Source organism: Aeromonas sp. s6, assembly GCF_040907815.1.
Lineage (GTDB): Bacteria > Pseudomonadota > Gammaproteobacteria > Enterobacterales > Aeromonadaceae > Aeromonas > Aeromonas caviae.
Genome location: NZ_JBFOCN010000085.1, coordinates 1 through 24,505, shown reverse-complemented (window position 1 = coordinate 24,505; position 24,505 = coordinate 1). Strand labels below are relative to the sequence as shown.

Below are 24,505 nucleotides of genomic sequence, written 5' to 3'. Positions count from 1 at the left end.
GGTTGAACGATGAAACTGCGCCACCAGCTAGTCACCCTCTCGCTTGGCTTGTCACTGCTGCTGATCCTGATCCTGGGCTGTCTGCTCGCCCTCTTCATGCGCCACCTGCTGGAGAACAACCTGAAGGAGAAGGGGAGCGATCTGGCCCGGGTGCTGGCGGCGGACAGCCGGGTGGTCCAGGCCCTGGAGAAGGGGAGCGATCCCGGGCTGCGGGATTATGTGCAGGGGATCTGCAGCCGCACCGATGCCGCCTACATGGTGGTGACCGACGAACATGCCAGGCGCCTGAGCCACCCCTCGCCCGAGCTGGTGGGCCAGACCTTCCGGGGGGAGGACATCTGGCCTGCACTCCAGTCGCGCGAGAGCTACTGCTCCCGGGACGTGGGCACCCTGGGCCCCGCCATCCGCTGCTTCGCTCCCGTGGTGGGGCCCGATGGCCAGGCCATCGGCGCGGTGGCGGTGGGTTATCTGATGCGCACCGTGGAGGGCACCTATCAGGAGCGGATCGCCCTGTTGGTCGGCGCCATTGCAGCGGTGCTGGGGTGCGGCCTGCTGCTGGCGCTCTGGGTGCAGCACCTGCTGCGCCGCACCCTGCTGGATCTGGAGCCGGAAACCATCGCCAATCGCTTCGCCCAGCAGGATCTGGTGCTGGAGGGGATCTCGGAGGGGATAGTGGCCCTGGACAACCAGCACAGGATCACCATGCTCAACAGCGCAGCCTTCTATCAGTTGCGACTGCCCGGCACCGGGCGCCACGCCCTGCTGGGCCGCTCCCTGGCGGAGCTGGCCCCCGGCCTCGTGCCCACGTTGCAGCAAGGGGGGGCGGTCAGGTTCACCGTGCAGGGGGATGACTTCGTCGGCCACTGGCAGGAGCTCAGCGGTCGCGAGCCGGGGCGCATGCTCATCTTCAGCCGGCCAGACGGCACCGGCAGCCTGGGCATGCAGGTGACCCACCTGCGCCAGTACGGCGAGATGCTGCGCATCCAGACCCATGAATTCGCCAACAAGCTCAGCAGCCTCTCCGGTCTGCTCCAGCTCGGCCACGTGGAGCAGGCGGTAGACCTCATCCAGCAGGAGAACGAAGCCTGCCAGAACATGTTGCAGGATCTGCTGCGGGTCATCGAGAACAAGCCGGTGGCCGGGCTCATCCTCGGCAAGTTCAGCCGGGCGCGGGAGCTGGGGGTGGAGCTGGTGCTGGATGCGGGGTCGGCCCTCGGGGAGTATCCGGCCGAGGTGTCGGCGGATCTCATCACCTGCATCGGCAACCTGCTGGACAACGGCATTCGCGCCGCCTGGGGGAACCGCGAGCACGCCGCTCCCAGGGTGCTGCTCTCCCTCGATGATCTGGGGCGGCGGCTGGTGATCGAGGTGGAGGACAGTGGCGAGGGGGTGGACGAGGCGCTGGCGGATCACCTGTTCGACTACGGTGTCAGCCGCCAGACCGGGGATCACGGGGTCGGCCTCTTCCTGGTCAAGAAGACGGTGGCCAGGCGGGGGGGCGTGATAGAATGGCGCCGCACCGCCGAGCAGACGACCCTGTTTGGTATCTATTTGAATAAAAACCAATTGGTGTAAGTCATGAAGCCAATCTTCACGCTGATTATCGAGGATGACGAGCGGATAGGCGCCATGTTGGGGGAGCTGGTCTCCTCCACGGCCGGGTTCTCCCTGATGGGGCGGGCCGGCACCCTGGCCGAGGCGGATCGCCTGATGGCGGGGAGCGAGCCCCGCTTGCTGATGGTCGACATCTCCCTGCCCGATGGCTCGGGCCTGGAGTGGGTGAGCCGGCTGCGCAGCCACAACCGGGAGGTGATGGTGATGATGGTGACCGCCTCCTGCGACGTGGAGACCATACAGCAGGCCCTCAACCTGGGCGTGCAGGACTACGTCATCAAGCCGCTGCGGCTGTTTCGCATCCAGCAGAGCCTGGAGGAGATCCTGGTCCTGCATCGCCGCCTTTGCGAGCCGGGGGAGCTGGCCCAGAGCGACCTGGACCGCCTGATGGGCAAGGCGCGCAACCAGGGGCGGGAGGCGCGGGAAACCCCCAAGGGGATCGACGCCATCACCCTGCGCCAGGTGCTGGATCTGCTGGCGGGGGAGCCGGACAACACCTTCTCCACCGACACCGTGGCCCTGCGCCTCTCCCTGAGTCGCACCACGGCCCGCCGCTACCTGGAGTTTCTGGAGTCAGAAGATCGGCTGGACGTGGAGCTCAGCTACGGCCAGCGCGGCCGCCCGGAGCGGCGCTACCACTGGCGCCGGGAGTCGTGACCCCGTCGCGGGCACAACGCCGAAGAGGCCGCGCACACCATGCTGCGCAGGCCGCGCAGATAAAAGGGAGCCTTTGAGCTCCCTTTTGTTTCGCCCCGATGCGACCCGGCCCGCTCTATCTGGGGTCGCCCGAGAAGGGGTGCAGGGCGGTACGGGCGCGCTCGAACAGGGCGATGAGGTGATCCGCCACGGCCCGCACCCGCCGGGAGTGGGCGAGATCGCTGTGGAGCACCAGCCAGATGGGCTGATCCACCCCGAGCTCCGGCAGCAGGCAGACCAGATCCGTCTGGCGGGCCAGGTAGTGGGGCAGCACCGCGAGCCCCAGACCGGCCTGGGCGGCGGCGAGCTGGGCCGCCAGGGTGCCGGTCTCCACCCGGCAGGGGCGGCCGCGCAGCATGCGGGTCATCCATCTGGCTGCGGGCAGGTGGCTCTGGGTTTCGTTCCAGCCGATGAAGTCATCCTGATCGAAGCTGGCGGCATCCACCCCGGGGCTGCGGGCATCCAGGTAGGCGCCGGTCCCGTAGAGGCCAAAGCCCAGGGTGCCCAGGCGCCGCAGGGTGAGGTGGCCGGCATCGGGCTTGACCATGCGCACCGCGAGATCGGCATCGCGCCGGTGCAGGTTCACCGTCTGCACCCCGGTGACCAGCTCTACCCTCAGCTCGGGGTGCTGGGCAAAGAGCGTCGGCAGGGAGGGGATGATGAGGGGATTGGCCAGGTTCTCGGCAGTGGCGAGGCGCACTGTGCCGGCCACCTGTCCCTGCAACTGCCCCGCCTCGCCAAAGGCCAGTCCCGCATGTTCCAGCGCCTCGGCTCGCTCAAGCAGGGCCTCCCCGTCGTCGGTCAGGCGATAGCCCTGCTGGTGGCGGCTGAACAGGGGCAGGCCGAGGGCCGCCTCCAGCCTGTCCAGGCGCCGGGAGACGGTGGCCACCCCCATGCGAAGGGCGTGGGCGGCACCGCTCAGGGTGCCGCTGCGGGCGATGGCCAGGAAGACGCGGGCGTCGTCCCAGAGCAGGGGATCGTGCATAGTGTTTCCATAATCGGAAAATAGGTTGCCAGTTATCTCTATATCTCATTCATTTTCGGAAGACCATACTCCCCTGCAACTTGTCAGGGAGAAAATGCGATGCAACGACGAACACTGGGAGCCAACCTGCAGGTCTCTGCCCTGGGGCTGGGCTGCATGGGGATGAGCGAATTCTACGGGCCGCGGGACGATGATACGTCCTTGCGGGTGCTGGCGGAGGCAGTGGAGCGGGGCATCGACCTGCTCGACACCGCCGACATGTACGGCCCCCACCACAACGAGGCGCTGATCGGGCGTTTTCTCGCGACCCGGCGGGGGCAGGTGAAGGTCGCCACCAAGTTTGGCATCGTGCGCCAGCACGGGGAGTACAGGCGTACCCTCGACAACAGCGCCCGCTATGCGCGCCAGAGCTGCGAGGGCTCCCTGCGCCGCCTCGGCATCGAGCAGATCGATCTCTACTATGTGCACCGCCTCGATCCGGCCCATCCCGTCGAGGAGACCATGGCCGGGCTGGCGCAGCTGGTACAGGAGGGCAAGATAGCCCGCATCGGTCTGTGCGAGGTGAGCGAGGCCACCCTGAGGCGCGCCCATGCCGTGCACCCGGTGGCGGCGGTGCAGACCGAATACTCCCTCTGGACGCGGGAGGTGGAGGCGGCGGTGCTGCCCGCCTGCCGGGAGCTGGGGATTGGTCTGGTGGCCTACTCCCCCCTGGGGCGCGGGTTTCTGACCGGGCGTTACCAGCAGGAGGCGGTGTTCGAGGAAGGGGATTTTCGGGCCGGTCTGCCGCGCTTTCAGGGGGAGAACCTCGCCACCAACCGCACCCTGGTGCAGGCGGTCATGGCCCTGGCGCAGCAGAAGGGATGCTCGGCGGCGCAGATAGCCCTGGCCTGGCTGCTGGCGCAATGGGAGGGGATAGTGCCCATCCCCGGCACCCGGCGCCTGACCCACCTTGAGGATAACCTCGGCGCCCTCTCGGTGCGCCTCTCCCCAGCGGAGCTCGGGGCCCTGGGACAGGCCATCCGGACCCTGCCGGTGGCGGGGGAGCGCTATACCGCCGAGGGGATGAAGGGGGTGAACGCATGAGCGGCTCGCACACGGATCGCCGTGAACGGGCGTTCGCGCTGCTGGCCCGGCTCGATCCCCAGGCGCCCACGCGGGTCGCCGCCAGCCTGGATGCCCTGTCACCGGAGCTTGCCGAGCTGGTGCTGGGGTTTGCCTTTGCCGATGTGCTCGCCCGTCCCGGCATCGATCTCTGCACCCGCGAGATGCTCACGGTGGCGACCCTGATGGGAATGGGCACGGCGCCCGGACAGCTCGAGTTCCATATCCGGGCCGCCCTCAATGTGGGGGTCAGCCGGGAGACCATCATCGAGATCCTGCTCCAGGTCGCCGTCTATGCCGGAGTGCCCGCCTGCATGAATGGCATTAGTGCGGCCCGCAGCGCCTTCGCCGCCCATGACAAGGGGCGGGGGGGCAGGGATTAAGGAGGAGACGCCACCCTGGCGAAAAGGTCAGGCGTGCCCTGACGAGGGCAGCAAGAAGGGAGCCGAGGCTCCCTTCTTTCATGGTGCTGGCCGGCTCAAGCACCTTCCGGCAGAGGACGGCGTACCCTCGGCTTGAGCTGGGAGAGCATGACCCCGGTCAGGATGAGGCCGCCCCCCAGCAGGTGATAGCCGTGGATGGGCTCCCCCAGGGCGATGACGGCGATGAGGGCCGTGCACAGGGGCATCAGGTTCATGAAGACCGAAGTGCGCTCCGCCCCCAGGGTGGCGAGGCCGCGCATCCAGCAGTAGGCGGCGAAGATGGAGGAGGCGAGGCCGGCGAACAGTACCATGCTCCAGCCCTGGGCGGGAATGGCCAGGGAATCGGCAGAGAGGGCCACCGGGATGAGCAGCAGCACCGCCAGCAGGATCTGCAGGTAGAGGTTGAGCCAGGGGCCGAACGGCAGTTGCCAGCGGCGGATCAGCAGGCCATAGAGGGCATAGCTGGCCGCCCCCAGCAGCATCATGCCGTCGCCGGGGTTGATGCCGCTGTGCAGCAGTGCCAGGGGATTGCCCTGACCCAGCAGCCAGAGCACCCCGAACAGGGAGAGGCTCATGCCGAGCAGCGCCTGCTTGCCCGGCTTCTGGCCAAAGCAGCAGGCCCCGATGAGCAGGGTGAGCAGGGGCAGCAGGGAGCCGATGACCCCCATGTTGGTGGCCGAGGTGCTGTGGGCGGCGTAGTAGGCGAGGCACTGGTAGAGCACCATGCCGAGCAGGGAGAGCACCAGCAGCTTGCCGAGCCAGGGGCGGAGATCGCGCCGGCGGCGCCAGAGCTGCGGCAGGCAGAAGGGGGAGAGCGCGAGGGCGGCGATCACCCAGCGATAGAAGGAGATGGCAGCGGGATCCAGCACGCCGGCGGCGGCCTTGGAGACCACGGTATTGGCGGCCCAGATCAGGATGGCGAGCAGGGGGAAGAGAAAAGGCATAGGCACTCCTTGGTACGATGGGGAGAGTCTAGCCTTGTCTTGAACGAGGCAAGTAGCGTAAATAAGACATGTCATAACCGCTTTGGGACAATCTGCATGGGCACCCTCACCCTGGCCGAGCAGGATCGCCTGCTGGCCGACCCCAACCCCCTCTACTTTCGCTACAGCCAGATCCAGGGGGGCAACGCCTGCGCCGAGCACGCCCACCCCTGGGGTCAGCTCAGCCTCATCAGCCTGGGGGTCATGGTGGTGGAGGTGGGGGGAGAGCGGCTGGTGGCGCCTCCGGACTACCTCATCTGGGTGCCGGCGGACCTGCCCCACACCGCCTTCAACGAGCAGACCCTGGATTACACCTCCATCTACGTGAGCCACGCCTTGGCACCGCGCCTGCCACGGGAACCCCAGCTGCTGGCCCTCACCCCCTTGCTGCGGGCCCTGCTGGAGGACTTCACCCAGCGCCGGGTCGGCCACATGGAGGATGAGTGGGATGCCCGTCAGGGTGAGCTCTTCATCGAGAAGCTGGCCCGCACCCGTTGCCAGCCGAGCTACCTGCCCCAGAGCCGGGATCGCCTGCTGGCACCCTTGCTGGCGGCATTGCAGGCGGCGCCGGAGGACAACCGCACGCTGGTGGAGTGGGCCAGGGCGCTGCACACCACGGAGCGCACCCTGGCGCGGCGTTGCCAGAAGGAGCTTGGCATGAGCCTGGGCCAGTGGCGCACCCGGCTGCGGCTGGTGAAGGCGCTGGACTGGCTGCGGGGCGAGATGCCGGTGCAGGAGATCGCCTGGCGCCTCGGTTACGCCTCCACCTCGGCTTTCATCGCCATGTTCCAGCGCGAACAGGGCTGCGCCCCCCAGCGCTATCGCCAGCAGCTGGGCCAACCCGTGGCCTGAACCGCATGAAAAAGGGCGCCTGCAGGCGCCCTTGTGGATCACGGGATGGGCTTAGAAGAAGCCGAGGGGGTTGATGTCGTGGCTCACCAGCAGGTTCTTGGTGTTCTGGTAGTGGTCCAGTATCATCTTGTGGGTCTCGCGACCGATCCCCGACTTCTTGTAGCCGCCAAAGGCCGCATGGGCCGGGTAGGCGTGGTAGCAGTTGACCCAGACCCGGCCGGCCTGGATGCCGCGCCCCATGCGCCAGGCCAGGTTGCTATCCCGGGTCCACAGGCCCGCCCCCAGCCCGTACTGGGTGTCGTTGGCAATGGCCAGGGCATCCGCCTCGTCCTTGAAGGTGGTAACCCCGAGCGCCGGCCCGAAGATCTCCTCCTGGAACACCCGCATCTTGTTCTGGCCCGAGAAGATGGTGGGCTGGATGTAGAAGCCCCCCTCCAGCCCGCTCACCTTGGCCGGGCCGCCGCCCAGCAGCATCTTGGCCCCTTCGCCGCGGCCGATCTCCATGTAGCTCAGGATCTTGTCGAACTGCTCGCGGGACGCCTGGGCCCCCACCTGGGTCGTGGTGTCGAGGGGGTTGCCCTGCACTATGGTGCGGGCGCGGGCCAGCACCCGGTCCATGAAGTCGTCATAGATGCTGGCCTGCACCAGGGCGCGGGAGGGGCAGGTACACACCTCGCCCTGGTTGAAGAAGGTCATCAGCATCCCTTCCACCGCCTTGTCGATGTAGCTGCTCTCGTGCTGCATCACGTCGGCGAAGTAGATGTTGGGGGACTTGCCACCGAGCTCCACGGTGGAGGGGATCAGCTTGTCGGCGGCGCAGCGCAGGATATGGGCGCCCACCTCGGTGGAGCCGGTAAACGCCAGCTTCTGGATCCGGTTGCTGGTGGCGAGCGCCTGGCCCGCCTCGGCGCCGAAGCCGTTGACCACGTTGACTACGCCAGGGGGCAGGATGTCCTTGATGAGATCCATCATCAGCATGATGGTGACCGGGGTCTGCTCGGCGGGCTTGAGCACGCTGCAGCAGCCGGCCGCCAGTACCGGGGCCAGCTTCCAGGCGGCCATCAGCAGGGGGAAGTTCCACGGGATGATCTGGCCGACCACGCCGATGGGCTCCTTGAAGTGGTAGCTGACGGTGTTCTGGTCCAGCTCGGCGGCGGAGCCCTCCTGGGCGCGGATGCAGCCGGCGAAGTAGCGGAAGTGATCCACCACCAGGGGCAGGTCGGCGGCCAGGGTCTCGCGCACCGCCTTGCCGTTCTCCCAGGTCTCGGCGACGGCGAGCACTTCAATATTCTGTTCGATGCGATCGGCGATGCGCAGCAGCAGGTTGCTGCGCTCGGTGACGCTGGTCTTGCTCCAGCTGGCGAACGCCTTGTGGGCCGCGTCCAGGGCGAGCTCGATGTCGGCGGCGTCGGAGCGGGCCACCTCGCAGAACACCCGGCCATCCACCGGCGAGATGTTCTCGAAATAGCGGCCGGCGCGCGGCGCCACCCAGTCGCCACCGATGAAGTTGTCATAACGGGATTTGAAGCTGACCAGGGCACCTGCCTGACCGGGAGCGGTATAAATCATCTCATCATCCTTATGTGTGTGTGGTCCTGACCGGCCTGGCGGGCAGTCCGGTTGCTTCCTGTCATCGCAAGGGGCGTGCCAGCGGGCGGCGCTCTACACAAAAAGGTTGCAAAAACGTTATCAAACGGGGTGCCAAGGGGTATCTTGGTTAACCAGTGCCCCCCAGGGCGGCCCCCGAACTGTGCCGTTTCTGAACATCGGGTGTGACACTGTGCCGTTTGTGAACAGGAGACGTGATGAAGGCGCTCCCCCAAGGCGGCCCTATTCGCGAGTGTGTAGAAGGAGGTGTGATGAGCGAGTTGCCTCAATCCGGTGCCAGCCCAATCCAGCGCTCCTGGGAGCGCTGCCTGCATCAGGGGCTGAGCCGCCAGCAGAGCGCCGAGCTGGACTTGCTGCCCCAGGGGGAGCTGTCGGCTCGCCAGGAGCAGCACAGGACGCTCATCGCCTGCTTCCAGCGCTTCGTGCTGCCGCTCTTTGGCCAGTTGCTGGCGGGGAGACCCTGTCGTCTGCTGTTGTGTGACGGCGAGGGGGCCATCCTCGCGGTGAGCGGAGACGACCGGTTTGCCCGCCATGCCGAGCGCATTTTTTTGCGCAGCGGCGCCCGCTGGGGGGAGGCGAGCAAGGGCACCAACGCCATCGGCACCGCGCTGGCCGAGCAGAGCGAGGTGCAGGTGCTGGGGGCGCAGCACTTCTTCGCCCAGCACAGCTTTCTCAGTTGCAGCGCCTGCCCCCTGCTCGGGCCGGACGGGCAACTGCTCGGCGTGCTCGACATCTCCACCGATGCGGCCCACCACGGCGGCGACATGCTGGGCACCGTGCGCCTCCTGGCCATGACCCTGGAAAACGCCCTGCTGGCCCGCCAGCCGGGCTGGCTGGTGGATCTCGATCCCCAGAGTCTCTGGTCTGCCCGCCTGCTGCTGGGGGAAGGGGGCGAGCTGCTCGGGGCCAACCGGGCCGGTCGGCTCTGGCTCGGCCAGCACCCCTTCGACGGTCAGCAGTTGCTGCGCGAGCGCCGCGGCCTGCGGCTGGTGCCGGAGGCGGGGGAGCGCGCCGCCAGGCTCCCCCTGCCGAGCGCGGTTGAGGAGGGGGGATCGCAGGCGCAGCAGGTGCCGCTCAAGATGCTGGAGCGGGGCATCTCATTGCTCATCGAGGGGGAGACCGGCAGCGGCAAGGAGCACCTGGTGCGCACCCTGCACGCCAGATCGAGCCGTCGGGAGCGCCCTCTGGTGTGCGTCAACTGCGGCGCCCTGCCGGCGGAGCTGGTGGAGGCCGAGCTGTTCGGCTACGTGGGGGGGGCCTTCAGCGGTGCCCGCAGCCAGGGCAGCCAGGGCTATCTGCGCGCCGCCCACGGCGGCATCCTGATGCTGGATGAAATTGGCGAGCTGCCGCTCCAGGCCCAGACCCGGCTGCTGCGGGTGTTGCAGGAGCGCGTCGTCACCCCGGTAGGCAGCCACAGACCCGAGGCGGTGGATTTCTGGCTGGTCAGCGCCAGCCATCGGGATCTGGCGGCCATGGTGGCGGCCGGCACCTTTCGCGAAGATCTCTACTACCGCATCTGCGGCTGGCGCCAGCAACTGGCACCCCTGCGGGCCTGGTCGGTGCCCGAGCGTCAGGGGTTGATCCTGAACCTGCTCGCCCAGATGGACCCGGCGCTACAACTGAGCCGGGAGGCGGAGCAGCGGTTGCTGGCTCACCCTCTGCCCGGCAACGTGCGCCAGCTCAAACAGGCGCTGGAGGTGGCCTGTGTACTGGCAGAGGGGCAGGGCTGGATTGAACCTGCCCATCTGCATCTGCCCGCCGTGGAGGGGGGGCAGAGCTCACCTTTGGGAGGGAGTACCCTGCGCGAGCAGAGTCGGCAGCGGGTGCAGCAGACCCTGGCAGAGTGCGGCGGCAACGTGAGCGAGGCGGCGCGCCGTCTTGGCATCAGTCGCACTACCCTCTATCGGGCACTGCGGGAGGAGGGGTGAAGGGTGTCGCGCCGTCCAGCGCTTGTGTAGACTGGGGCACTGCGATGATTTTTCTTTATTTTTCAATGGCATGTAGTGCTCAGTGGTGAAAGGAATGATGACATCGGGAAGCCGCTTCCCCCGGAGCTGGCGTCCGCCTCTTGCGGTGCAATGCCGACAGGAATCAACCCGGCAGATGGTAGGCGACTGAGCCGACCCATGCCCCTGCGCCCATGAGGGCGCGTGTAATAACCTTGGATCTGGATCAGCACGGTGCGGAATCACAAGGTGTAGAGTAAAAGCTCTTTTTCAGGTGTGATTGCCATGACCCCATCCTATTCCCGCATGACCAATCTGTTGTTCTGGAGCCTGCTGCTCAGCAGCCTGCTGGCCATACTGGCGTTCGAGTTCGGCCCCGAGCGGCGGCTGGACATCCTGAGCCAGGCCGGCATCGCCGCCAGGGCCCAGGATGATCGCAGCCAGGGGGGCCACTCGGTCACCACGCTGATGGCCGATGGCGACAAGCCGGCCATCGACTGCCGGCTGCGTGCGGGCTACGCCTCCCCCTTCTGCGAGCTGATCCTGACCCTCTCTGCGCCGGAGCGGGGCATGGATCTCTCCCATTTCGATGGCGTGCGGGTCAAGTTGCGGGTGGAAGGGGAGGGGTCGCAGAGCTGGCGCCTCTATCTGCGCAACTATGATCCCGCCTACTCCATCGCCGGGGACGAGATCTCCCACAAGTTCAACGAGGTGCTCTTTCGCCCCGACGATTACGGCCGCATCCAGGACGTTCCCCTCAAGGTGTTCGCCCCCAGCTCCTGGTGGGTGCAGCAGTACCGGATCCCGCTGGCGCAGCAGGGCCCGGATCTGCACCATGTCTATGCCATCGAGCTTGCCACCGACGACAAGATGCAACCCGGGGACTACCGGCTGATCCTGGAGACGATGGAGTTTTATGGCCGCTGGGGCAAGCCGGGAGACTTCTACCGCCAGCTGCTGCTGGGCTGGCTGATTTACGGGATATTGCTGTTCCTGATCCAGTACCTGTGGATGGGGGATCGGCTGCGCAAGGCCCGTGAGGCGCGGCTGGCGGCGGAGGCCCTCAGCCAGAGCCTGAGCGAGCAGAACCGCCGCACCGAGGAGGAGGCCCGCTACGATCCCCTGACCGGGGCCCTCAACCGGCTCGGGGGGGAGAAGCTCTTGAGCGAGCTCGGCGAGATGCCGCTCTCCTTCATCTATATCGACATCGATCACTTCAAGGGGGTCAACGACACCCACGGCCACCCCATGGGGGACGAGGTGCTCAAGCACATGGTGAGCGAGCTGCTGCGCCATTGTGACAGCCTGTGCCGCCTGGTGCGCTGGGGCGGGGAGGAGTTCGTGCTGGTCTGTCTCCATTACGACGAGGGACGGGCCGCCGCCCTGGCGGAGCGGCTGAGAGCGGCGCTCGAGGCGTACAGAGGCTGGCCCCTCGGGCTCAGGATCACCGCCTCCTTCGGGGTGGCCGAGCGGCGCAAGGATAGCCTGGAGCAGGCGCTCAAGCGGGCCGACGAGGCGCTCTATCAGGCCAAGCAGAATGGTCGCAACCGGGTGGAGGTGGCGCCCGACTGAACCGGCGCTGGAGCCCATGGCCGGGCGGGGCTATCATGCGCCCCATCATCCATCCGAGGAGAGATGCTATGGCACAACACATTGGCGCCCTGACGCTGCTGGTGGCGGATTACGACGAGGCCATCGCCTTCTTCACCCGGGGAATGGGCTTCGAGCTATTGGAGGACACCCCCCTCGACGAGCCGGGCAAACCGGGCAAACGCTGGGTGCGGGTCGCTCCCAAGGGGGCTCCCGGTTCCGCCCTGCTGCTGGCCCGCGCGGCCAACGAGGAGCAGCGCGCCGCCATCGGTCGCCAGGGGGGCGGTCGAGTCTTCCTGTTCCTTGAGACCGACGACTTCTGGGGCGATTACGAGCGGATGCAGGCCTATGGCGTTCATTTTTGTGAACAGCCGCGCCTCGAACCTTACGGCACCGTGGTGGTGTTCGAGGACATCAGTGGCAATCGCTGGGACCTGCTGCAACTCGCTGCTGCCAACTGAATCTGAAAACGTTTATCATCCCGCCCGTCATAAAGTCATAAAAGTGTCACAGAAAGTTCTAATAATTGGCGCACCCATCTTCACAGAGGAGAGAGAAGGGATATGGCTAAGCGAATTCTGGTGGTCGAGGACGAGGCACCGATCCGCGAAATGCTCTGCTTCGTGCTTGAGCAGAAGGGATATGAAACAGTAGAAGCAGAAGATTACGCCGATGGACTGGCAAAGGTGCGCGAACCCTACCCCGAACTCATCGTGCTGGACTGGATGATGCCAGGTGGCAGTGGTATCCAGTTCCTCAAGCAGCTCAAGCAGGATGAGATGACTCGCCAGATCCCGGTGGTGATGCTGACCGCCCGGGGCGAGGAAGAGGACAAGGTGCGCGGGCTCGAGGCCGGTGCCGACGACTACATCACCAAGCCCTTCTCCCCCAAGGAGCTCACCGCCCGCCTGCACGCCGTGATGCGCCGTGTCTCTCCCACCTCGGTGGACGAGGTGATCGAGGTGCAGGGGCTAAAGCTGGATCCCGTTTCCCACCGGGTCAGTGCCGAGGAGAAGGCCCTCGACATGGGGCCGACCGAATTCAAGCTGCTGCACTTCTTCATGACCCACCCCGAGCGGGTCTACAGCCGCGAGCAGTTGCTCAACAACGTCTGGGGTACCAACGTGTATGTCGAGGACAGGACGGTGGACGTGCACATTCGCCGCCTGCGCAAGGCCATCGAAGAGACGGGGCACGACAGATTGATCCAGACGGTGCGCGGGGCCGGCTACCGCTTCTCGACCCGTCTCTAGGTCAGGGCCAGTGCCGCCAGCGCCTGCCGGCGGGCATTGGACCCGGCTCTTTGCTGTCTCTAGGAGATCTTAATGTTGCAACCTTACGCCTGGCGGCGACAGTTGTGGCGAATGGCGTTCTTCTACAGCCCCTTCGTCTTGGTAGGTTGGTTAATCGATCATCTCGTTCTCTGCCTGCTGGTGGCCACTGTGGTGCACCTGGTCTGGCACTACCGCTTCCAGAAGCGGCTGTCGGACTGGCTGTGGCACGATCGCAGCCTGGTGCCGCCCCACGGCAGCGGCAGTTGGGAGCACATCTTCAACGGCATCTACAAGTTGCAACAGCGTCACCGGGCCCGGCGCCGGGAGCTGGCGGGCCTCATCCGCCGTTTTCGGGAAGGGGCGGAGGCGCTGCCCGATGCGGCCGTGGTGTTTCGCACCGACGGCAGCATCCTCTGGTGCAACCGGCTGGCGGAGCAACTGCTCGGCTTTCGCTGGCCCGAGGATGCCGGCCAGCACATCGGCAACCTGATCCGTCACCCCGCCTTCGTCGCCTATCTGGGCAAGGGGCAGTATGACGAGCCGTTCGAGATGCACTCCCCCATCAACGAGGAGAAGTTCCTCGAATTTCGCATCATGCCCTATGCGGAGGACCAGGCCATGCTGGTGGTGCGGGACGTGACCCGGCTGCGCAGCCTGGAGAAGACGCGCAAGCACTTCGTCTCAAACGTCTCTCACGAGCTGCGCACCCCCCTCACCGTGCTCAAGGGGTATCTGGAGATGACCGAGGAGCCGCCGCCCCCCGCCATGTGGGCCAAGGCGCACAAGGTGATGATGGAGCAGACGATCCGCATGGACAATCTGGTCAACCAGCTGCTCACCCTGTCGCGCATCGAGGCGGCGCCCACCGTGGATCTCTCCCATCTGGTGGACATGCCCGCCATGCTGGGGCTGCTGGAGCAGGAGGCGCGGGCGCTCTCCGGCGAGCGGGCCCACGAGATCGTCTTCATGGTTCAGCCCAATCTGCTGGTGCGCGGGGATCAGGATCAACTGCGCAGCGCCGTCTCCAACCTGGTCTACAACGCCATCCACTACACCCCGGCGGGGCGCAAGATCACCGTGGAGTGGCGCAAGCAGGGGAGCATGGCGCTGTTTGCGGTGCAGGATGAGGGGGAGGGGATCCCCCCCGAGCATCTGGCGCGGCTCACCGAGCGGTTCTATCGGGTCGACAAGGCCCGCTCGCGCCACACCGGAGGGTCCGGGCTCGGCCTTGCCATCGTCAAGCACGCCCTGAGTCATCACGATGCCCATCTCGATATCGAGAGCCGGGTCGGTGCGGGCAGCCGCTTCAGCTTTCTCATTCCCGCCCGCATGGTGCTGGTGAAATAATATTTTGTGTCAATGTGTTAGCAACGAGAGAAGGGCTGCATCGCAGCCCTTTTTTCATCCGGGCCACTCTCGGCCCATGTCATCAAAGTGTCATATAAATTCCATAAATTTGTCACTGCCAGGCCAGATACTGGCGCCGTCTTAAAGAACGGACCTTCTGTAACACTGGAGAAGGAGTGGTGCTGGCCCACGGATCATTGCGATCGGGTGTCAACCACGTTTAGACGTCAACCTGACGATTGCCTTCTGCAACCTTGGACTTGGAGAGATTGGATGAAACTCAACAAACTGGCTGGTGTCATCGGATTCACCGCAGCAACCCTGTTTTCTGTCAGCGCTCTGGCTGCCGGTGTGGATAAAGACCTGCCGGAATACACACCGACCAGCGGCATCTCGGGCAACCTGTCCTCTGTCGGCTCGGACACCCTGGCCAACATGATGACCCTGTGGGCCGAAGAATTTAAGCGCATGTATCCCAACGTCAACGTGCAGATCCAGGCCGCCGGTTCTTCCACCGCACCGACTGCCCTGACCGAGGGCGTCGCCCAGTTTGGCCCCATGAGCCGCGCCATGAAGGCCGGTGAAGAGGAGGCATTCGAGAAGCGCTACGGCTACAAGCCGACCGCCATCCGCGTCGCCGTCGATGCCCTGGCCGTGTTCGTCAACAAGGACAACCCCATCAAGGGGCTGACCATGTCGCAGATCGACGCCATCTTCTCCAGCACCCTCAAGTGCGGCGAAGCCAAGGCGGCCACCAAGTGGTCTGATCTGGGTCTGGACGGCAGCTGGTCCGGCAAGGATCTGCAACTGTTCGGTCGCAACTCCGTGTCCGGTACCTACGGTTACTTCAAGGAACACGCCCTGTGCAACGGTGACTTCAAGAGCGGCGTGAACGAGCAGCCGGGCTCCGCCTCCGTGGTACAGTCCGTCTCCTCCTCCCTGAACGGCATCGGCTACTCCGGTATCGGCTACGTCACCTCCGGCGTACGCGCCGTTCCGCTCTCCAAGGATGGCAAGACCTTCATCGAGGCGAGCTCCGACAACGCCATCACCGGCAAGTACCCGCTGTCGCGCTTCCTGTACGTCTACGTGAACAAGCATCCGAACAAGCCGCTCTCCCCGATGGAGCAGGAGTTTGTGAAGATGATGCTCTCCAAGGCGGGCCAGACCATCGTTGCCAAGGACGGCTATGTGCCGGTCCCGGCCAAGGTGGTTCAGGCCGACCTGAAGAAGCTGGGCATCATGTAACAGAACATGCCCTTGCAGAAAAACGAGCCCCATGCGGGCTCGTTTTCATTGGTGCGCCCCAGGATCTTTTTGGTCGCAGGGCGCAGCGCCCGGCTTGCGCCGGGCGGCGGCATTTCCGAGAATAGGGCAACTTCACGGCAAAGGACCCTCTCATGCGCGCATCTTCCCTCTCCAGACTGGCCCTGACGGCCTTGTGCAGCGCCCTGCTGGCCGGCTGCGCCCAGTCACCGACCGGTCGCAACCAGATGTTGCTTTTCTCCCCCCAGCAGATGAACCAGCTGGGTGCCGATTCCTTCACCCAGATGAAGCAGCAGGAGAAGGTGAGCACGGATGCCAGGATGAATGCCTATGTGGGCTGCGTGGCCAAGGCGGTGACCGCCCAGGTGCCTGCCAGCTATGGCATCACCAGCTGGGAGGTGGTGGTGTTCGACTCCAAGGAGATCAACGCCTTCGCCCTGCCCGGCGGCAAGATAGGCGTGTACAGCGGCCTGCTGAAAGTCGCCAAGAATCAGGACCAGCTCGCCACCGTCATCGGTCACGAGCTGACCCACGTGCTGGCCCAGCACTCCAACGAGCGCCTCTCCCGGGATCAGCTGACCGGTATCGGGCTGGCGGTGGCGGACGCCGCCATCGGCAGCAGCGACAGCCTCGGGGGCGCTGCCACCATGGCCGCCCTGGGCCTCGGGGTCCAGGTGGGGATAGCCCTGCCTTATGGCAGAACCCAGGAGAGCGAAGCGGACCGGCTCGGTCTCGAGCTGATGGCCCGCGCCGGGTTCAACCCGGCCGAAGCCGTCACCCTGTGGCAGAACATGAGCGCCGCCTCCGGTGGCAAGGCACCGCCCCAGCTGCTCTCCACCCACCCCAGCGACCAGAGCCGGATCGCCAACCTGCAGGCCCAGCAGGCCGAAGTGCAGCCCCTGTACCAGCAGGCGAAAGCATCAGGGCTGGTTCCCCAGTGCAAGGCGTAAGCCTGCGCCTGGCGCGTCCCGCCGATGCCGCCGCCATGACGGTGATGCAGCGGGCGAGCTGGCTGGCGGCCTACGGGGAGGTGCTGGGGGCCGACATGCTGGCCCAGTTGGCGGTGACCGACCACCTGCAGATCTGGCGACATCGGCTCGCCGAGCCCGGCCCCGTTCCCATGCTGGTCTGTCAGGACGACGTGGTCATCGGCCTGCTCTACTGGCAGCCCTCCTTGGAGGAAGGCTTGATGACGGCGCGGATCCGGGCGCTCTACCTTCATCCCGATCACTGGCGTCAGGGTCATGGCAAACGGCTGTGGCAGGCGGTGGCGGTGCAGATGCGCCGGGCCGGTTGCGAGTGCGTCAGGCTCTGGCTGCTGGATGGCAATCACATCGGCGAGGGATTCTACCTGCGCTGCGGCTTCATGTTCGACGGTCAGGAGCGCACCCTGATGAGCCTCGGACAACCTTGCCAACAGCGACAAATGTTCCGTTTGCTTTGAGCTGGCTCCCGTTTTTCGCCCTCGGTCACTTTATTTTTTTTGCGAATTAATACAATGTGCCCCATCTGGACAGACTGAGGTGGCCGGGTCCACCGCAAGGGAGTGTGGCATGTACTACGGATTTGACATTGGCGGCACCAAGATAGCGTTCGCTGTGTATGACGGCGCCTTGAATCTCTGTCACGAGGAGCGCATGAGCACTCCCGGCAATGATTACGAAGGGTTGCAGCAGCTGATCCGCGAGCGGGTCGAGGCGGCGGATGCGCGCTTCGGGGTGAAAGGGGTCGTCGGCATCGGGTTTCCGGGGATCCTCAATCGCCTTGACGGGAGCATAGTGGCGGCCAACCTGCCCGCCATCCATGGCCGCCATCTGGGGGCGGATCTGGCCGAACTGCTGGGCCGACCGGTCAAGGTCGACAATGACGCCAACTGTTTCCTCTGGTCGGAAGTGCATCAGGGGGCCGCAGACGGTGCTGGCAGCGCCCTCGGCGTCACCATAGGCACCGGCATCGGCGGCGCCGTCTACCTGGCGGGCAAGCTCATCCAGGGGCGCAACTGGCTGGCGGGGGAGATAGGTCACTACCCGCTGCCCGCCACCATCCTGATGAAATACCCGGATTTGCCCCGTCCCCGCTGTGGCTGCGGGCGCCTGGTCTGTTTCGAAACCTATGCGTCGGGTACGGGCCTGGAGCGGCTATACCACCATGTTCATGGGGAACGGGTGAGCGGCCACCAGATCGTCGCCCGTGCCGATGCCCGTGAGGCGGCGGCCCTTTCGACCATCGACTGCTGGCTCGAGATCATCGCCGCTGGCCTCGCCACCGCCATCTCGGTGATTGATCCCGATGTGGTGGTGCTGGGGGGCGGCCTGAGCGCCCTGCCAGCCCTCTATGAGGAGTTGCCCAAACGTCTGCCCGGCCACCTGCTGCCCGGTGTCGCCCTGCCGGCGATCCGCGAGGCCCGCTTCGGTGGAGCCGGCGGTGTGCGCGGTGCAGCCCTGCTCAATCTGTGAGATCGGACAGAGGGTCTGATCTCCCCGAACAAGGAGTCATCATGACCCGTCTTGAAATCTGTATCGACAACCTCGAATCCCTGTTCACCGCCCAGGCGGCCGGCGCCGATCGCATCGAGCTCTGCTCTGCGCTGGGGCTGGGTGGCCTCACTCCCTCCTATGGCTTTATGCAGCTGGCTGCCCGCCACGCCACTGTGCCGGTGTACGCCATGATCCGTCCACGCGCCGGAGATTTTTGCTTCAACGACGGCGAGTTCGAGATGATGCTCTTGGATATCGCGGCCGCTCGTGCTGCCGGCCTGCAAGGGGTGGTGGTCGGTCTGCTGGATGAAGATGGACGGGTACCCGAAGGCAAGCTCCGGCAACTGGTCGAGGCGGCGGGGCCTCTCGGCGTCACCTTCCACCGGGCCATCGATCTCTCCTCCGACTGGCGGCTGGATCTCGAGACGATCGTCGCGGCGGGTTGCGAGCGCATTCTGAGCTCCGGCCATGCGCCGACCGCGCTGGCGGGGCTCGAAACCTTGCAGGCCATGCACCAGGCGCTGGCGGGACGGGCCAGCCTGATGCCGGGGGCCGGGGTCAACGCCGACAACGTGCGCACCATCATCGAATTCACCGGCGTCAATGAAGTGCACATGTCCGGCATGGGCTGGCGCGGCGGCATGGTGCCCCATGGAGTGAACATGGGCACCTCGGACGACGGCCGGGTCAACATCACCGACGGCGCCAAGGTCGCAGCGGTGCGGGCTCTGCTGGACAGGGCCTGATACAGACCGTGTGGCGGCATGGTGCCTCTCTCTGTGACGTCAACATGGGCACCTCGGACGACGGCCGGGTCAACATCACCGACGGCGCCAAGGTCGCGGCGGTGCGGGCTCTGCTGGACAGGGCCTGATACAGGCCGTGCGGCGCCATGGTGCCTCTCTCTTTGACGTCAACATGGGCACCTCGGACGATGGCCGGGTCAACATCACCGACGGCGCCAAGGTCGCAGCGGTGAGGGCACTGCTGGACAAGGCCTGATACAGGCCGTGTGGCGCCATGGTGCCTCTCTCTGTGACGTCAACATGGGTACCTCGGACGGACGGCCGGGTCAACATCACCGACGGCGCCAAGGTCGCAGCGGTGCGGGCACTTCTGGACAGGGCCTGATACAGACCGTGCGGCGGCATGGTGCTCTGTTTTGCCCCCTTCTCCCCTTGCGGGAGAAGGGGTGGGGATGAGGGGGCCGATGTGAGGCGTCTCCCACCGGCGGGCAATTGAGGGGCGTCTTGGCAGCACGGTGCAAAAAAGTCTGTTATCATCCCGTCTCTTTTACCATCAGGACCCGGAGCAACCTCTCAATGTCCCAATACGACTCTATCGAACAGAAGGCCAGCTACGGCATCGGCCGCAACATGGGCGACCAACTGGCTCAGCAAGCCTTCGCCGGTCTGGATATCCCGGCCCTGCAACAAGGTCTGGCAGATGCCCTGAACGGCCTGGAGTTCGCGGTCAGCCGTGACGATATCAACGATGCCTTCCAGGTCATCACCGCCCGCATGCAGGAAGAGCAGGAAGCTGCCGCCAAGGCCGCTGCCGCCGAAGGCGAAGCCTTCCTGGCCGACAACGCCAAGCGCGCCGAAGTGAAGACCACCGACTCCGGTCTGCAATATGAAGTCATGGTCGAAGGCAATGGCGCCGTGCCGGTTGCCGGTCAGTCCGTGCGCGTGCACTACCACGGTACCTTCACCCACGGTGGCGTGTTCGACAGCTCCGTTGCGCGCGGCCAACCGGCCGAGTTCCCGGTGACCGGCGTGATCGCCGGTTGGGTGGAAGCGCTGCAGATGATGCCGGTTGGCTCCAAGTGGAAGCTCTACATTCCGCAGGATCTGGCCTACGGTGCCCGTGGCGCCGGCTCCATCCCGCCGTACTCCGCTCTGGTATTCGAAGTGGAGCTGCTGGACATCCTGTGATCCGGCTGGTGTGATGCAAACGGCGACCCTGAGGTCGCCGTTTGTTTTTGGACCGCCCAAACGGGCCATGTGCCTTCGGCGGGGATTTGGATATAGTCAGAGCGTCGTCCATTCCGGCCATGTGAGGGAGACACGCCATGGCAGCCATCATCGAGGTCGTCGATCTCGTCAAGCACTTCCCCGGCGTCAAGGCGGTGGACGGGCTCAGCTTTGCCATTCCCGCCGGCAGCTGTTTCGGCCTGCTCGGCCCGAACGGAGCGGGCAAGACCACGACCATAGAGCTGCTGGAGGGGATCCTCACCCCGGACAGCGGCCAGATCCTGTTTCACGGCGCCCCGCGCGGCCCGGATTATCGCTCCCGCATCGGCATCCAGTTCCAGCACACGGCGCTGCAGGATTTCCTGACGGTGCGCGATACCCTGCGTCTGTTCGCCAACCTCTACCCCAATCCCTTGCCACGGGAGCTGCTCATCGATCTGTGCGCCTTGGGCGAGTTCATCGACAGGGACAGTCGCAAGCTCTCGGGGGGCCAGCGTCAGCGCCTGCTGCTGGCCCTGGCCCTGCTCGGGGATCCCGAACTGCTGTTTCTGGATGAGCCCACCACAGGACTGGATCCCCAGGCGCGCCACCACTTCTGGCAGCGAATAGAGGCGATCAAGGCCCAGGGCAAGACGGTGGTGCTCACCACCCACTACATGGACGAAGCGCAGCAGCTATGCGATCTGATTGCCATCGTCGATCACGGCCACCTGCTCAGTCTGGATACGCCGGCTGCCTTGCTGGCGCAACACTTCGACGGCGTGCTGGTGCGTCTTGGGGGGCACCCGGCCCTGGCTGGGCTCGGCTATCCCCTGCGTCCGGTCGGCGATCAGGTGGAGCTCTGTTGCCCCGACGTGGCGACCCTGTTGCCAGCCTTGCTGGATCTTGGTGTGCCGCTCACCGGCATGCAGGTGCGCTCCCCCAATCTGGAAGATCTCTTCCTGAACCTGACCGGTCACAGCCTGCGGAGCGGCGCATGAGAGGGATGACCGAGTTCTGTCTGACCGTGGCCCCCGTGCTGCGGTACGCCTTGCCGACATGCAATCCCGGGAGTGGACGATGAAGGGATCCCTCAAGCGCATCGGGGCGCTCTTCTATGCCCGCACCCTCGAGTTCGTACGCGATCGCGCGGCCCTGGTGTGGAACCTGCTTTTCCCGCTCCTGCTGGTCATCGGTTTCTCCCTCATCTTCTCCGGCCCGCCCAAACCGCTGGTACAGATCGGGGTGGTGGGGGAACTGCCCGCAACCTATGCCCCGCTGCGCGCCGTGCCGCTGCTCAAGATCATCCCCTATGACGAGGCGTCGAGAGGTCAGCTCAAGGTCCGTCACCATCAGCTGGACCTGCTGCTCTCACCCGCTGGGGGGCGTTACTGGATAAACCCGGACGCTCCTCAGGGGGCCATGGCCGAGTATCTGCTGCGCCAGGCGGTCCAGGTGCCCTTGCAAAGAGAGACTCTGAGCGGGCGCGCCATCCGCTACGGCGACTGGCTGCTGCCCGGGGTGATCGGCATGAACCTGATGTTCTCCGGCCTGTTCGGGGTCGGGTTCGTCATCGTGCGTTATCGCAAGAACGGGGTGCTGAAACGGCTGCGAGCCACGCCGCTCGGCGCGCTGGAGTTTCTCTTCGCCCAGTTGCTGTCACGGGTGCTGATCACCCTGGTGGTGAGCCTGCTGGTCTTCTGCGCGGCCTACTGGCTGCTGGATGTGCCCCTCATCGGTTCGGGGTGGCTGCTGCTGGTGATCGCCCTGGCGGGAGGAACGGCCATGGCCTCCCTTGGCCTGCTCATCGCCGCTCGCCTGCAGAACGAGGAGCTGGCGAGCGGTTTGCTCAATCTCATCAGCTTGCCCATGATGTTTTTATCCGGTGTCTGGTTCTCGCTGGAAGGCGCGCCCGCCTGGCTGCAGCAGCTTGCGGCCAGGCTGCCCCTCAGCCAGATCATCGAAGCAGCCCGCGCCGTGATGCTGGAAGGGGCGGGATGGCAGGAGGTGGCAGGCCCTCTGGGTCAGGTCATGGTGTTCGCCCTGGTGTGCATCTCGCTGGGCGCCATGCTGTTCAAATGGAGTGCAAAATGAAACCTGTTCTGTGGTTGTTGCTGGTGGCGGCCTTGCCTGTGCAGGCAGGTACCCTGCGTTGCAAGAACGCTTTGCTGACCGAGGGAGACACCACGGCAGAGCTGCTGGTTCGCTGCGGCCAACCGATGCTCAAGGAAGATCTCACCCGCTTCGAGGAGAACGGCTTCGGGGCGAGAGTAACGGTCAAGTATGCCGAGCGCTGGACCTACAACTTCGGCAAGCGGGAATTCATGCAGTTTGTCACCGTCGAAAACGGCGTGATCACCGACATTGCGGATGGTCCACGGGGAGGATGACCTCCTGGTTTTCTGAAGCCCAGCCTGCGGGAGATGAGGTCGCCATTTCCCCGTCTTTTACCTCTTTTTCTGTTTCTTTTCCCTGCCTGTTATCGCCATTTTCCATATGGGGTCATGCTGTCTCACTCTGGTGCTTTTGGCATAAAACCGAATCTGATGAGTCAGTTGTCAGCAGAAATAGCTGCCCCAATGCGGTGCAGCCGATTTATTTTCGAAAAATAATCCTCATGCCAAGAAGGGTTTTAAGCAGCAGGCTATTTGGCAAATAAGGGTCTACTTTTGATTCTGAGAGTGCATATTCCCCCGTTTAGATATTTTGTTCTGTTGCACCATGGTTGGGCCGGATTGCACCGATTGACAGGTTTTTCTGCGGCTGGATAAGCTGCCAAAAAGCAGGGAAACGATGGCATCTCGCTAGATTTTGATGCCTGTTCGAATCAAACCACAGGGAAGAGTGACATGAAGCAGATACACAAGGCAGGTATGGTGATGGCGCTGTCGCTGATGGCAGCCAATGCGTGGGCGGACGGTACGCTGGATGCCGTCAAGAAGAAGGGATTCGTGCAGTGCGGGGTCGGTGACGGCCTGCCCGGGTTCTCCAACCCGGATGCCAAGGGAACCTGGACCGGGCTCGACGTGGACGTGTGCCGCGCCGTGGCCGCCGCGGTACTGGGGGACGCCAGCAAGGTCAAGTATGTCTCCCTCACCGCCAAGGAGCGCTTTACCGCCCTGCAGTCCGGGGAAGTGGATCTGCTCTCGCGCAACACCACCTGGACCCTGACCCGGGATGGGTCGCTGGGCCTCACGTTCGCCGGGGTGAACTACTACGACGGGCAGGGGTTCCTGGTCAAGCAGTCCCTCGGGGTCAAGAGCGCCAAGGAGCTTGACGGTGCCGCTGTCTGCATCCAGTCCGGCACCACCACCGAGCTCAACCTGGCCGACTATTTCCGCGCCAATGGCGGCATGAAGTCTGACTCTTATACACAAGTAGCGTCCTGAACGGAACCTTTCCCGTTTTCCAGGATCTGATCTTCTATGTGACTCCCAACATAGTAACGATCATGATAACTTCTGCTCTTCATCGTACGGCTGACTGGGCCAAATCTGTTTTCTCTTCGGCGGCGCTGGGTGATCCTCGCCGTACCACCCGTCTGGTTAACGTCGCCGCTCAATTGGCAAAATATTCTGGAAAATCAATAACCATCTCATCCGAGGGCAGTGAAGCCATGCAGGAAGGCGCTTACCGATTTATCCGCAATCCCAACGTTTCTGCCGAGGCGATCAGAAAGGCTGGCGCGATGCAAACGGTCAAGTTGGCTCAGAAGTTTCCCGAACTGCTGGCCATTGAGGACACCACCTCTTTGAGTTATCGCCACCAGGTCGCCGAAGAGCTTGGGAAGCTGGGCTCTATTCAGGATAAATCCCGCGGATGGTGGGTTCACTCCGTGCTCTTGCTCGAGGCCACCACATTCCGCACCGTAGGATTACTGCATCAGGAGTGGTGGATGCGCCCGGATGACCCTGCCGATGCGGATGAAAAGGAGAGTGGCAAATGGCTGGCTGCGGCCGCAACTAGCCGGTTACGCATGGGCAGCATGATGAGCAACGTGATTGCGGTCTGTGACCGCGAAGCCGATATCCATGCTTATCTGCAGGACAAACTGGCGCATAACGAGCGCTTCGTGGTGCGCTCCAAGCACCCACGCAAGGACGTAGAGTCTGGGTTGTATCTGTACGACCATCTGAAGAACCAACCGGAGTTGGGTGGCTATCAGATCAGTATTCCGCAAAAGGGCGTGGTGGATAAACGCGGTAAACGTAAAAATCGACCAGCCCGCAAGGCGAGCTTGAGCCTGCGCAGTGGGCGCATCACGCTAAAACAGGGGAATATCACGCTCAACGCGGTGCTGGCCGAGGAGATTAACCCGCCCAAGGGTGAGACCCCGTTGAAATGGTTGTTGCTGACCAGCGAACCGGTCGAGTCGCTAGCCCAAGCCTTGCG

The 24,505-nt window shown here is 64.7% G+C and carries 23 protein-coding genes and 4 pseudogenes; 24 read left to right on the top strand and 3 right to left on the bottom strand.

What is annotated here, in order from left to right; translation table 11 throughout:
• Positions 1-9: 9 nt before the first annotated feature.
• Together AB5Y50_RS13250 and AB5Y50_RS13245 are read left to right on the top strand one after the other, a co-directional pair.
• Positions 10-1,575, top strand: a complete 1,566-nt coding sequence (locus tag AB5Y50_RS13250; protein WP_043152340.1) for a sensor histidine kinase — start codon at positions 10-12, stop codon at positions 1,573-1,575.
• 3 nt (positions 1,576-1,578) lie between these two features.
• Complete coding sequence (locus AB5Y50_RS13245; RefSeq protein WP_043152342.1) at positions 1,579-2,271, top strand: response regulator; 693 nt, start codon at positions 1,579-1,581, stop codon at positions 2,269-2,271.
• Between the two features lie 115 nt (positions 2,272-2,386).
• Here AB5Y50_RS13245 and AB5Y50_RS13240 read toward each other — a convergent pair whose 3' ends face one another.
• On the bottom strand, positions 2,387-3,295 hold the full coding sequence (locus AB5Y50_RS13240; protein WP_043152344.1) for a LysR family transcriptional regulator: 909 nt from the start codon (positions 3,293-3,295) through the stop codon (positions 2,387-2,389).
• A gap of 99 nt (positions 3,296-3,394) precedes the next feature.
• Here AB5Y50_RS13240 and AB5Y50_RS13235 point away from each other — a divergent pair, with 99 nt between their 5' ends.
• Both AB5Y50_RS13235 and AB5Y50_RS13230 read left to right on the top strand, forming a co-directional pair.
• Complete coding sequence (locus AB5Y50_RS13235) at positions 3,395-4,378, top strand: aldo/keto reductase (RefSeq protein WP_043152346.1); 984 nt, start codon at positions 3,395-3,397, stop codon at positions 4,376-4,378.
• Positions 4,375-4,779: a carboxymuconolactone decarboxylase family protein gene (locus tag AB5Y50_RS13230; protein ID WP_039039282.1), complete on the top strand. Its 405-nt coding sequence runs from the start codon at positions 4,375-4,377 to the stop codon at positions 4,777-4,779. Before AB5Y50_RS13235 ends, AB5Y50_RS13230 begins: the two co-directional genes overlap by 4 nt.
• Before the next feature lie 95 nt (positions 4,780-4,874).
• On the opposite strand, the gene AB5Y50_RS13225 is transcribed toward AB5Y50_RS13230, so the two are convergent.
• A complete protein-coding gene (locus AB5Y50_RS13225; RefSeq protein WP_043152352.1) occupies positions 4,875-5,762 on the bottom strand; it encodes a DMT family transporter in 888 nt (295 codons plus the stop codon).
• Positions 5,763-5,858: 96 nt separating this feature from the next.
• Here AB5Y50_RS13225 and AB5Y50_RS13220 point away from each other — a divergent pair, with 96 nt between their 5' ends.
• Entirely contained in the window at positions 5,859-6,653 is a 795-nt protein-coding gene (locus AB5Y50_RS13220) for a helix-turn-helix transcriptional regulator (RefSeq protein WP_010673466.1), read from the top strand.
• A gap of 51 nt (positions 6,654-6,704) precedes the next feature.
• Here the strand turns inward: AB5Y50_RS13220 and AB5Y50_RS13215 are convergent, their stop codons facing one another.
• Positions 6,705-8,222 (bottom strand): aldehyde dehydrogenase family protein, encoded by a 1,518-nt coding sequence (locus AB5Y50_RS13215; RefSeq protein WP_043152355.1) that lies wholly within the window; start codon positions 8,220-8,222, stop codon positions 6,705-6,707.
• Between the two features lie 290 nt (positions 8,223-8,512).
• Between AB5Y50_RS13215 and AB5Y50_RS13210 the strand changes: the two genes are divergently transcribed.
• The 19 genes and pseudogenes from AB5Y50_RS13210 to AB5Y50_RS13120 all read left to right on the top strand — a co-directional run.
• On the top strand, positions 8,513-10,189 hold the full coding sequence (locus AB5Y50_RS13210) for a sigma-54-dependent Fis family transcriptional regulator (RefSeq protein ID WP_043152357.1): 1,677 nt from the start codon (positions 8,513-8,515) through the stop codon (positions 10,187-10,189).
• 303 nt (positions 10,190-10,492) lie between these two features.
• A complete protein-coding gene (locus tag AB5Y50_RS13205) occupies positions 10,493-11,779 on the top strand; it encodes a GGDEF domain-containing protein (protein WP_043152359.1) in 1,287 nt (428 codons plus the stop codon).
• A 68-nt stretch (positions 11,780-11,847) separates the two neighbouring features.
• Complete coding sequence (locus AB5Y50_RS13200) at positions 11,848-12,258, top strand: VOC family protein (protein WP_010673470.1); 411 nt, start codon at positions 11,848-11,850, stop codon at positions 12,256-12,258.
• 102 nt (positions 12,259-12,360) lie between these two features.
• Positions 12,361-13,050 carry a phosphate regulon transcriptional regulator PhoB gene (gene phoB / locus AB5Y50_RS13195; protein ID WP_010673471.1) on the top strand — a complete coding sequence of 230 codons (690 nt, stop codon included), beginning with the start codon at positions 12,361-12,363 and terminating at the stop codon, positions 13,048-13,050.
• A 72-nt stretch (positions 13,051-13,122) separates the two neighbouring features.
• The gene (gene phoR, locus AB5Y50_RS13190; RefSeq protein WP_010673472.1) at positions 13,123-14,418 is read left to right on the top strand and encodes a phosphate regulon sensor histidine kinase PhoR; all 1,296 of its coding nucleotides are present in this window, start codon (positions 13,123-13,125) and stop codon (positions 14,416-14,418) included.
• A 273-nt stretch (positions 14,419-14,691) separates the two neighbouring features.
• Positions 14,692-15,666, top strand: coding sequence for a PstS family phosphate ABC transporter substrate-binding protein (locus AB5Y50_RS13185; protein WP_039039286.1), 975 nt, complete (start codon positions 14,692-14,694; stop codon positions 15,664-15,666).
• A gap of 152 nt (positions 15,667-15,818) precedes the next feature.
• Positions 15,819-16,634 carry a M48 family metallopeptidase gene (locus tag AB5Y50_RS13180; RefSeq protein WP_010673474.1) on the top strand — a complete coding sequence of 272 codons (816 nt, stop codon included), beginning with the start codon at positions 15,819-15,821 and terminating at the stop codon, positions 16,632-16,634.
• The gene (locus AB5Y50_RS13175; protein ID WP_368162968.1) at positions 16,622-17,128 is read left to right on the top strand and encodes an N-acetyltransferase family protein; all 507 of its coding nucleotides are present in this window, start codon (positions 16,622-16,624) and stop codon (positions 17,126-17,128) included. Before AB5Y50_RS13180 ends, AB5Y50_RS13175 begins: the two co-directional genes overlap by 13 nt.
• Positions 17,129-17,237: 109 nt before the next feature.
• Positions 17,238-18,140: an ROK family protein gene (locus AB5Y50_RS13170; RefSeq protein ID WP_041214715.1), complete on the top strand. Its 903-nt coding sequence runs from the start codon at positions 17,238-17,240 to the stop codon at positions 18,138-18,140.
• Between the two features lie 41 nt (positions 18,141-18,181).
• On the top strand, positions 18,182-18,907 hold the full coding sequence (locus AB5Y50_RS13165; protein WP_043152365.1) for a copper homeostasis protein CutC: 726 nt from the start codon (positions 18,182-18,184) through the stop codon (positions 18,905-18,907).
• Positions 18,908-18,945: 38 nt separating this feature from the next.
• Positions 18,946-19,035 (top strand): annotated as a pseudogene (locus AB5Y50_RS13160) (copper homeostasis protein CutC); the annotation flags it as partial.
• Positions 19,036-19,073: 38 nt separating this feature from the next.
• Positions 19,074-19,163 (top strand): annotated as a pseudogene (locus AB5Y50_RS13155) (copper homeostasis protein CutC); the annotation flags it as partial.
• Between the two features lie 38 nt (positions 19,164-19,201).
• Positions 19,202-19,292 (top strand): annotated as a pseudogene (locus AB5Y50_RS13150) (copper homeostasis protein CutC); the annotation flags it as partial.
• Positions 19,293-19,483: 191 nt separating this feature from the next.
• On the top strand, positions 19,484-20,095 hold the full coding sequence (locus AB5Y50_RS13145; RefSeq protein WP_010673478.1) for an FKBP-type peptidyl-prolyl cis-trans isomerase: 612 nt from the start codon (positions 19,484-19,486) through the stop codon (positions 20,093-20,095).
• A gap of 137 nt (positions 20,096-20,232) precedes the next feature.
• A complete protein-coding gene (locus AB5Y50_RS13140; protein ID WP_180906985.1) occupies positions 20,233-21,114 on the top strand; it encodes an ABC transporter ATP-binding protein in 882 nt (293 codons plus the stop codon).
• A 79-nt stretch (positions 21,115-21,193) separates the two neighbouring features.
• Positions 21,194-22,207, top strand: coding sequence for an ABC transporter permease (locus tag AB5Y50_RS13135; protein WP_104451726.1), 1,014 nt, complete (start codon positions 21,194-21,196; stop codon positions 22,205-22,207).
• Positions 22,192-22,503, top strand: a complete 312-nt coding sequence (locus tag AB5Y50_RS13130) for a DUF2845 domain-containing protein (protein ID WP_029313965.1) — start codon at positions 22,192-22,194, stop codon at positions 22,501-22,503. Before AB5Y50_RS13135 ends, AB5Y50_RS13130 begins: the two co-directional genes overlap by 16 nt.
• A gap of 459 nt (positions 22,504-22,962) precedes the next feature.
• Positions 22,963-23,472: pseudogene (locus AB5Y50_RS13125) on the top strand (transporter substrate-binding domain-containing protein); the annotation flags it as partial.
• A gap of 92 nt (positions 23,473-23,564) precedes the next feature.
• Positions 23,565-24,505, top strand: a 941-nt coding sequence (locus tag AB5Y50_RS13120; protein WP_368162397.1) for an IS4-like element IS50R family transposase, incomplete at its 3' end; no start/stop codon positions are given.

What these genes read in the sequence shown, in the direction of transcription:
- AB5Y50_RS13250 (WP_043152340.1), top strand. Translation starts at nt 10, where the DNA reads ATGAAACTGCGCCACCAGCTAGTCACCCTCTCGCTTGGCTTGTCACTG.
- AB5Y50_RS13245 (WP_043152342.1), top strand. Translation starts at nt 1,579, where the DNA reads ATGAAGCCAATCTTCACGCTGATTATCGAGGATGACGAGCGGATAGGC.
- AB5Y50_RS13240 (WP_043152344.1), bottom strand. Translation starts at nt 3,295, where the DNA reads ATGCACGATCCCCTGCTCTGGGACGACGCCCGCGTCTTCCTGGCCATC.
- AB5Y50_RS13235 (WP_043152346.1), top strand. Translation starts at nt 3,395, where the DNA reads ATGCAACGACGAACACTGGGAGCCAACCTGCAGGTCTCTGCCCTGGGG.
- AB5Y50_RS13230 (WP_039039282.1), top strand. Translation starts at nt 4,375, where the DNA reads ATGAGCGGCTCGCACACGGATCGCCGTGAACGGGCGTTCGCGCTGCTG.
- AB5Y50_RS13225 (WP_043152352.1), bottom strand. Translation starts at nt 5,762, where the DNA reads ATGCCTTTTCTCTTCCCCCTGCTCGCCATCCTGATCTGGGCCGCCAAT.
- AB5Y50_RS13220 (WP_010673466.1), top strand. Translation starts at nt 5,859, where the DNA reads ATGGGCACCCTCACCCTGGCCGAGCAGGATCGCCTGCTGGCCGACCCC.
- AB5Y50_RS13215 (WP_043152355.1), bottom strand. Translation starts at nt 8,222, where the DNA reads ATGATTTATACCGCTCCCGGTCAGGCAGGTGCCCTGGTCAGCTTCAAA.
- AB5Y50_RS13210 (WP_043152357.1), top strand. Translation starts at nt 8,513, where the DNA reads ATGAGCGAGTTGCCTCAATCCGGTGCCAGCCCAATCCAGCGCTCCTGG.
- AB5Y50_RS13205 (WP_043152359.1), top strand. Translation starts at nt 10,493, where the DNA reads ATGACCCCATCCTATTCCCGCATGACCAATCTGTTGTTCTGGAGCCTG.
- AB5Y50_RS13200 (WP_010673470.1), top strand. Translation starts at nt 11,848, where the DNA reads ATGGCACAACACATTGGCGCCCTGACGCTGCTGGTGGCGGATTACGAC.
- phoB (WP_010673471.1), top strand. Translation starts at nt 12,361, where the DNA reads ATGGCTAAGCGAATTCTGGTGGTCGAGGACGAGGCACCGATCCGCGAA.
- phoR (WP_010673472.1), top strand. Translation starts at nt 13,123, where the DNA reads ATGTTGCAACCTTACGCCTGGCGGCGACAGTTGTGGCGAATGGCGTTC.
- AB5Y50_RS13185 (WP_039039286.1), top strand. Translation starts at nt 14,692, where the DNA reads ATGAAACTCAACAAACTGGCTGGTGTCATCGGATTCACCGCAGCAACC.
- AB5Y50_RS13180 (WP_010673474.1), top strand. Translation starts at nt 15,819, where the DNA reads ATGCGCGCATCTTCCCTCTCCAGACTGGCCCTGACGGCCTTGTGCAGC.
- AB5Y50_RS13170 (WP_041214715.1), top strand. Translation starts at nt 17,238, where the DNA reads ATGTACTACGGATTTGACATTGGCGGCACCAAGATAGCGTTCGCTGTG.
- AB5Y50_RS13165 (WP_043152365.1), top strand. Translation starts at nt 18,182, where the DNA reads ATGACCCGTCTTGAAATCTGTATCGACAACCTCGAATCCCTGTTCACC.
- AB5Y50_RS13145 (WP_010673478.1), top strand. Translation starts at nt 19,484, where the DNA reads ATGTCCCAATACGACTCTATCGAACAGAAGGCCAGCTACGGCATCGGC.
- AB5Y50_RS13140 (WP_180906985.1), top strand. Translation starts at nt 20,233, where the DNA reads ATGGCAGCCATCATCGAGGTCGTCGATCTCGTCAAGCACTTCCCCGGC.
- AB5Y50_RS13135 (WP_104451726.1), top strand. Translation starts at nt 21,194, where the DNA reads ATGAAGGGATCCCTCAAGCGCATCGGGGCGCTCTTCTATGCCCGCACC.
- AB5Y50_RS13130 (WP_029313965.1), top strand. Translation starts at nt 22,192, where the DNA reads ATGGAGTGCAAAATGAAACCTGTTCTGTGGTTGTTGCTGGTGGCGGCC.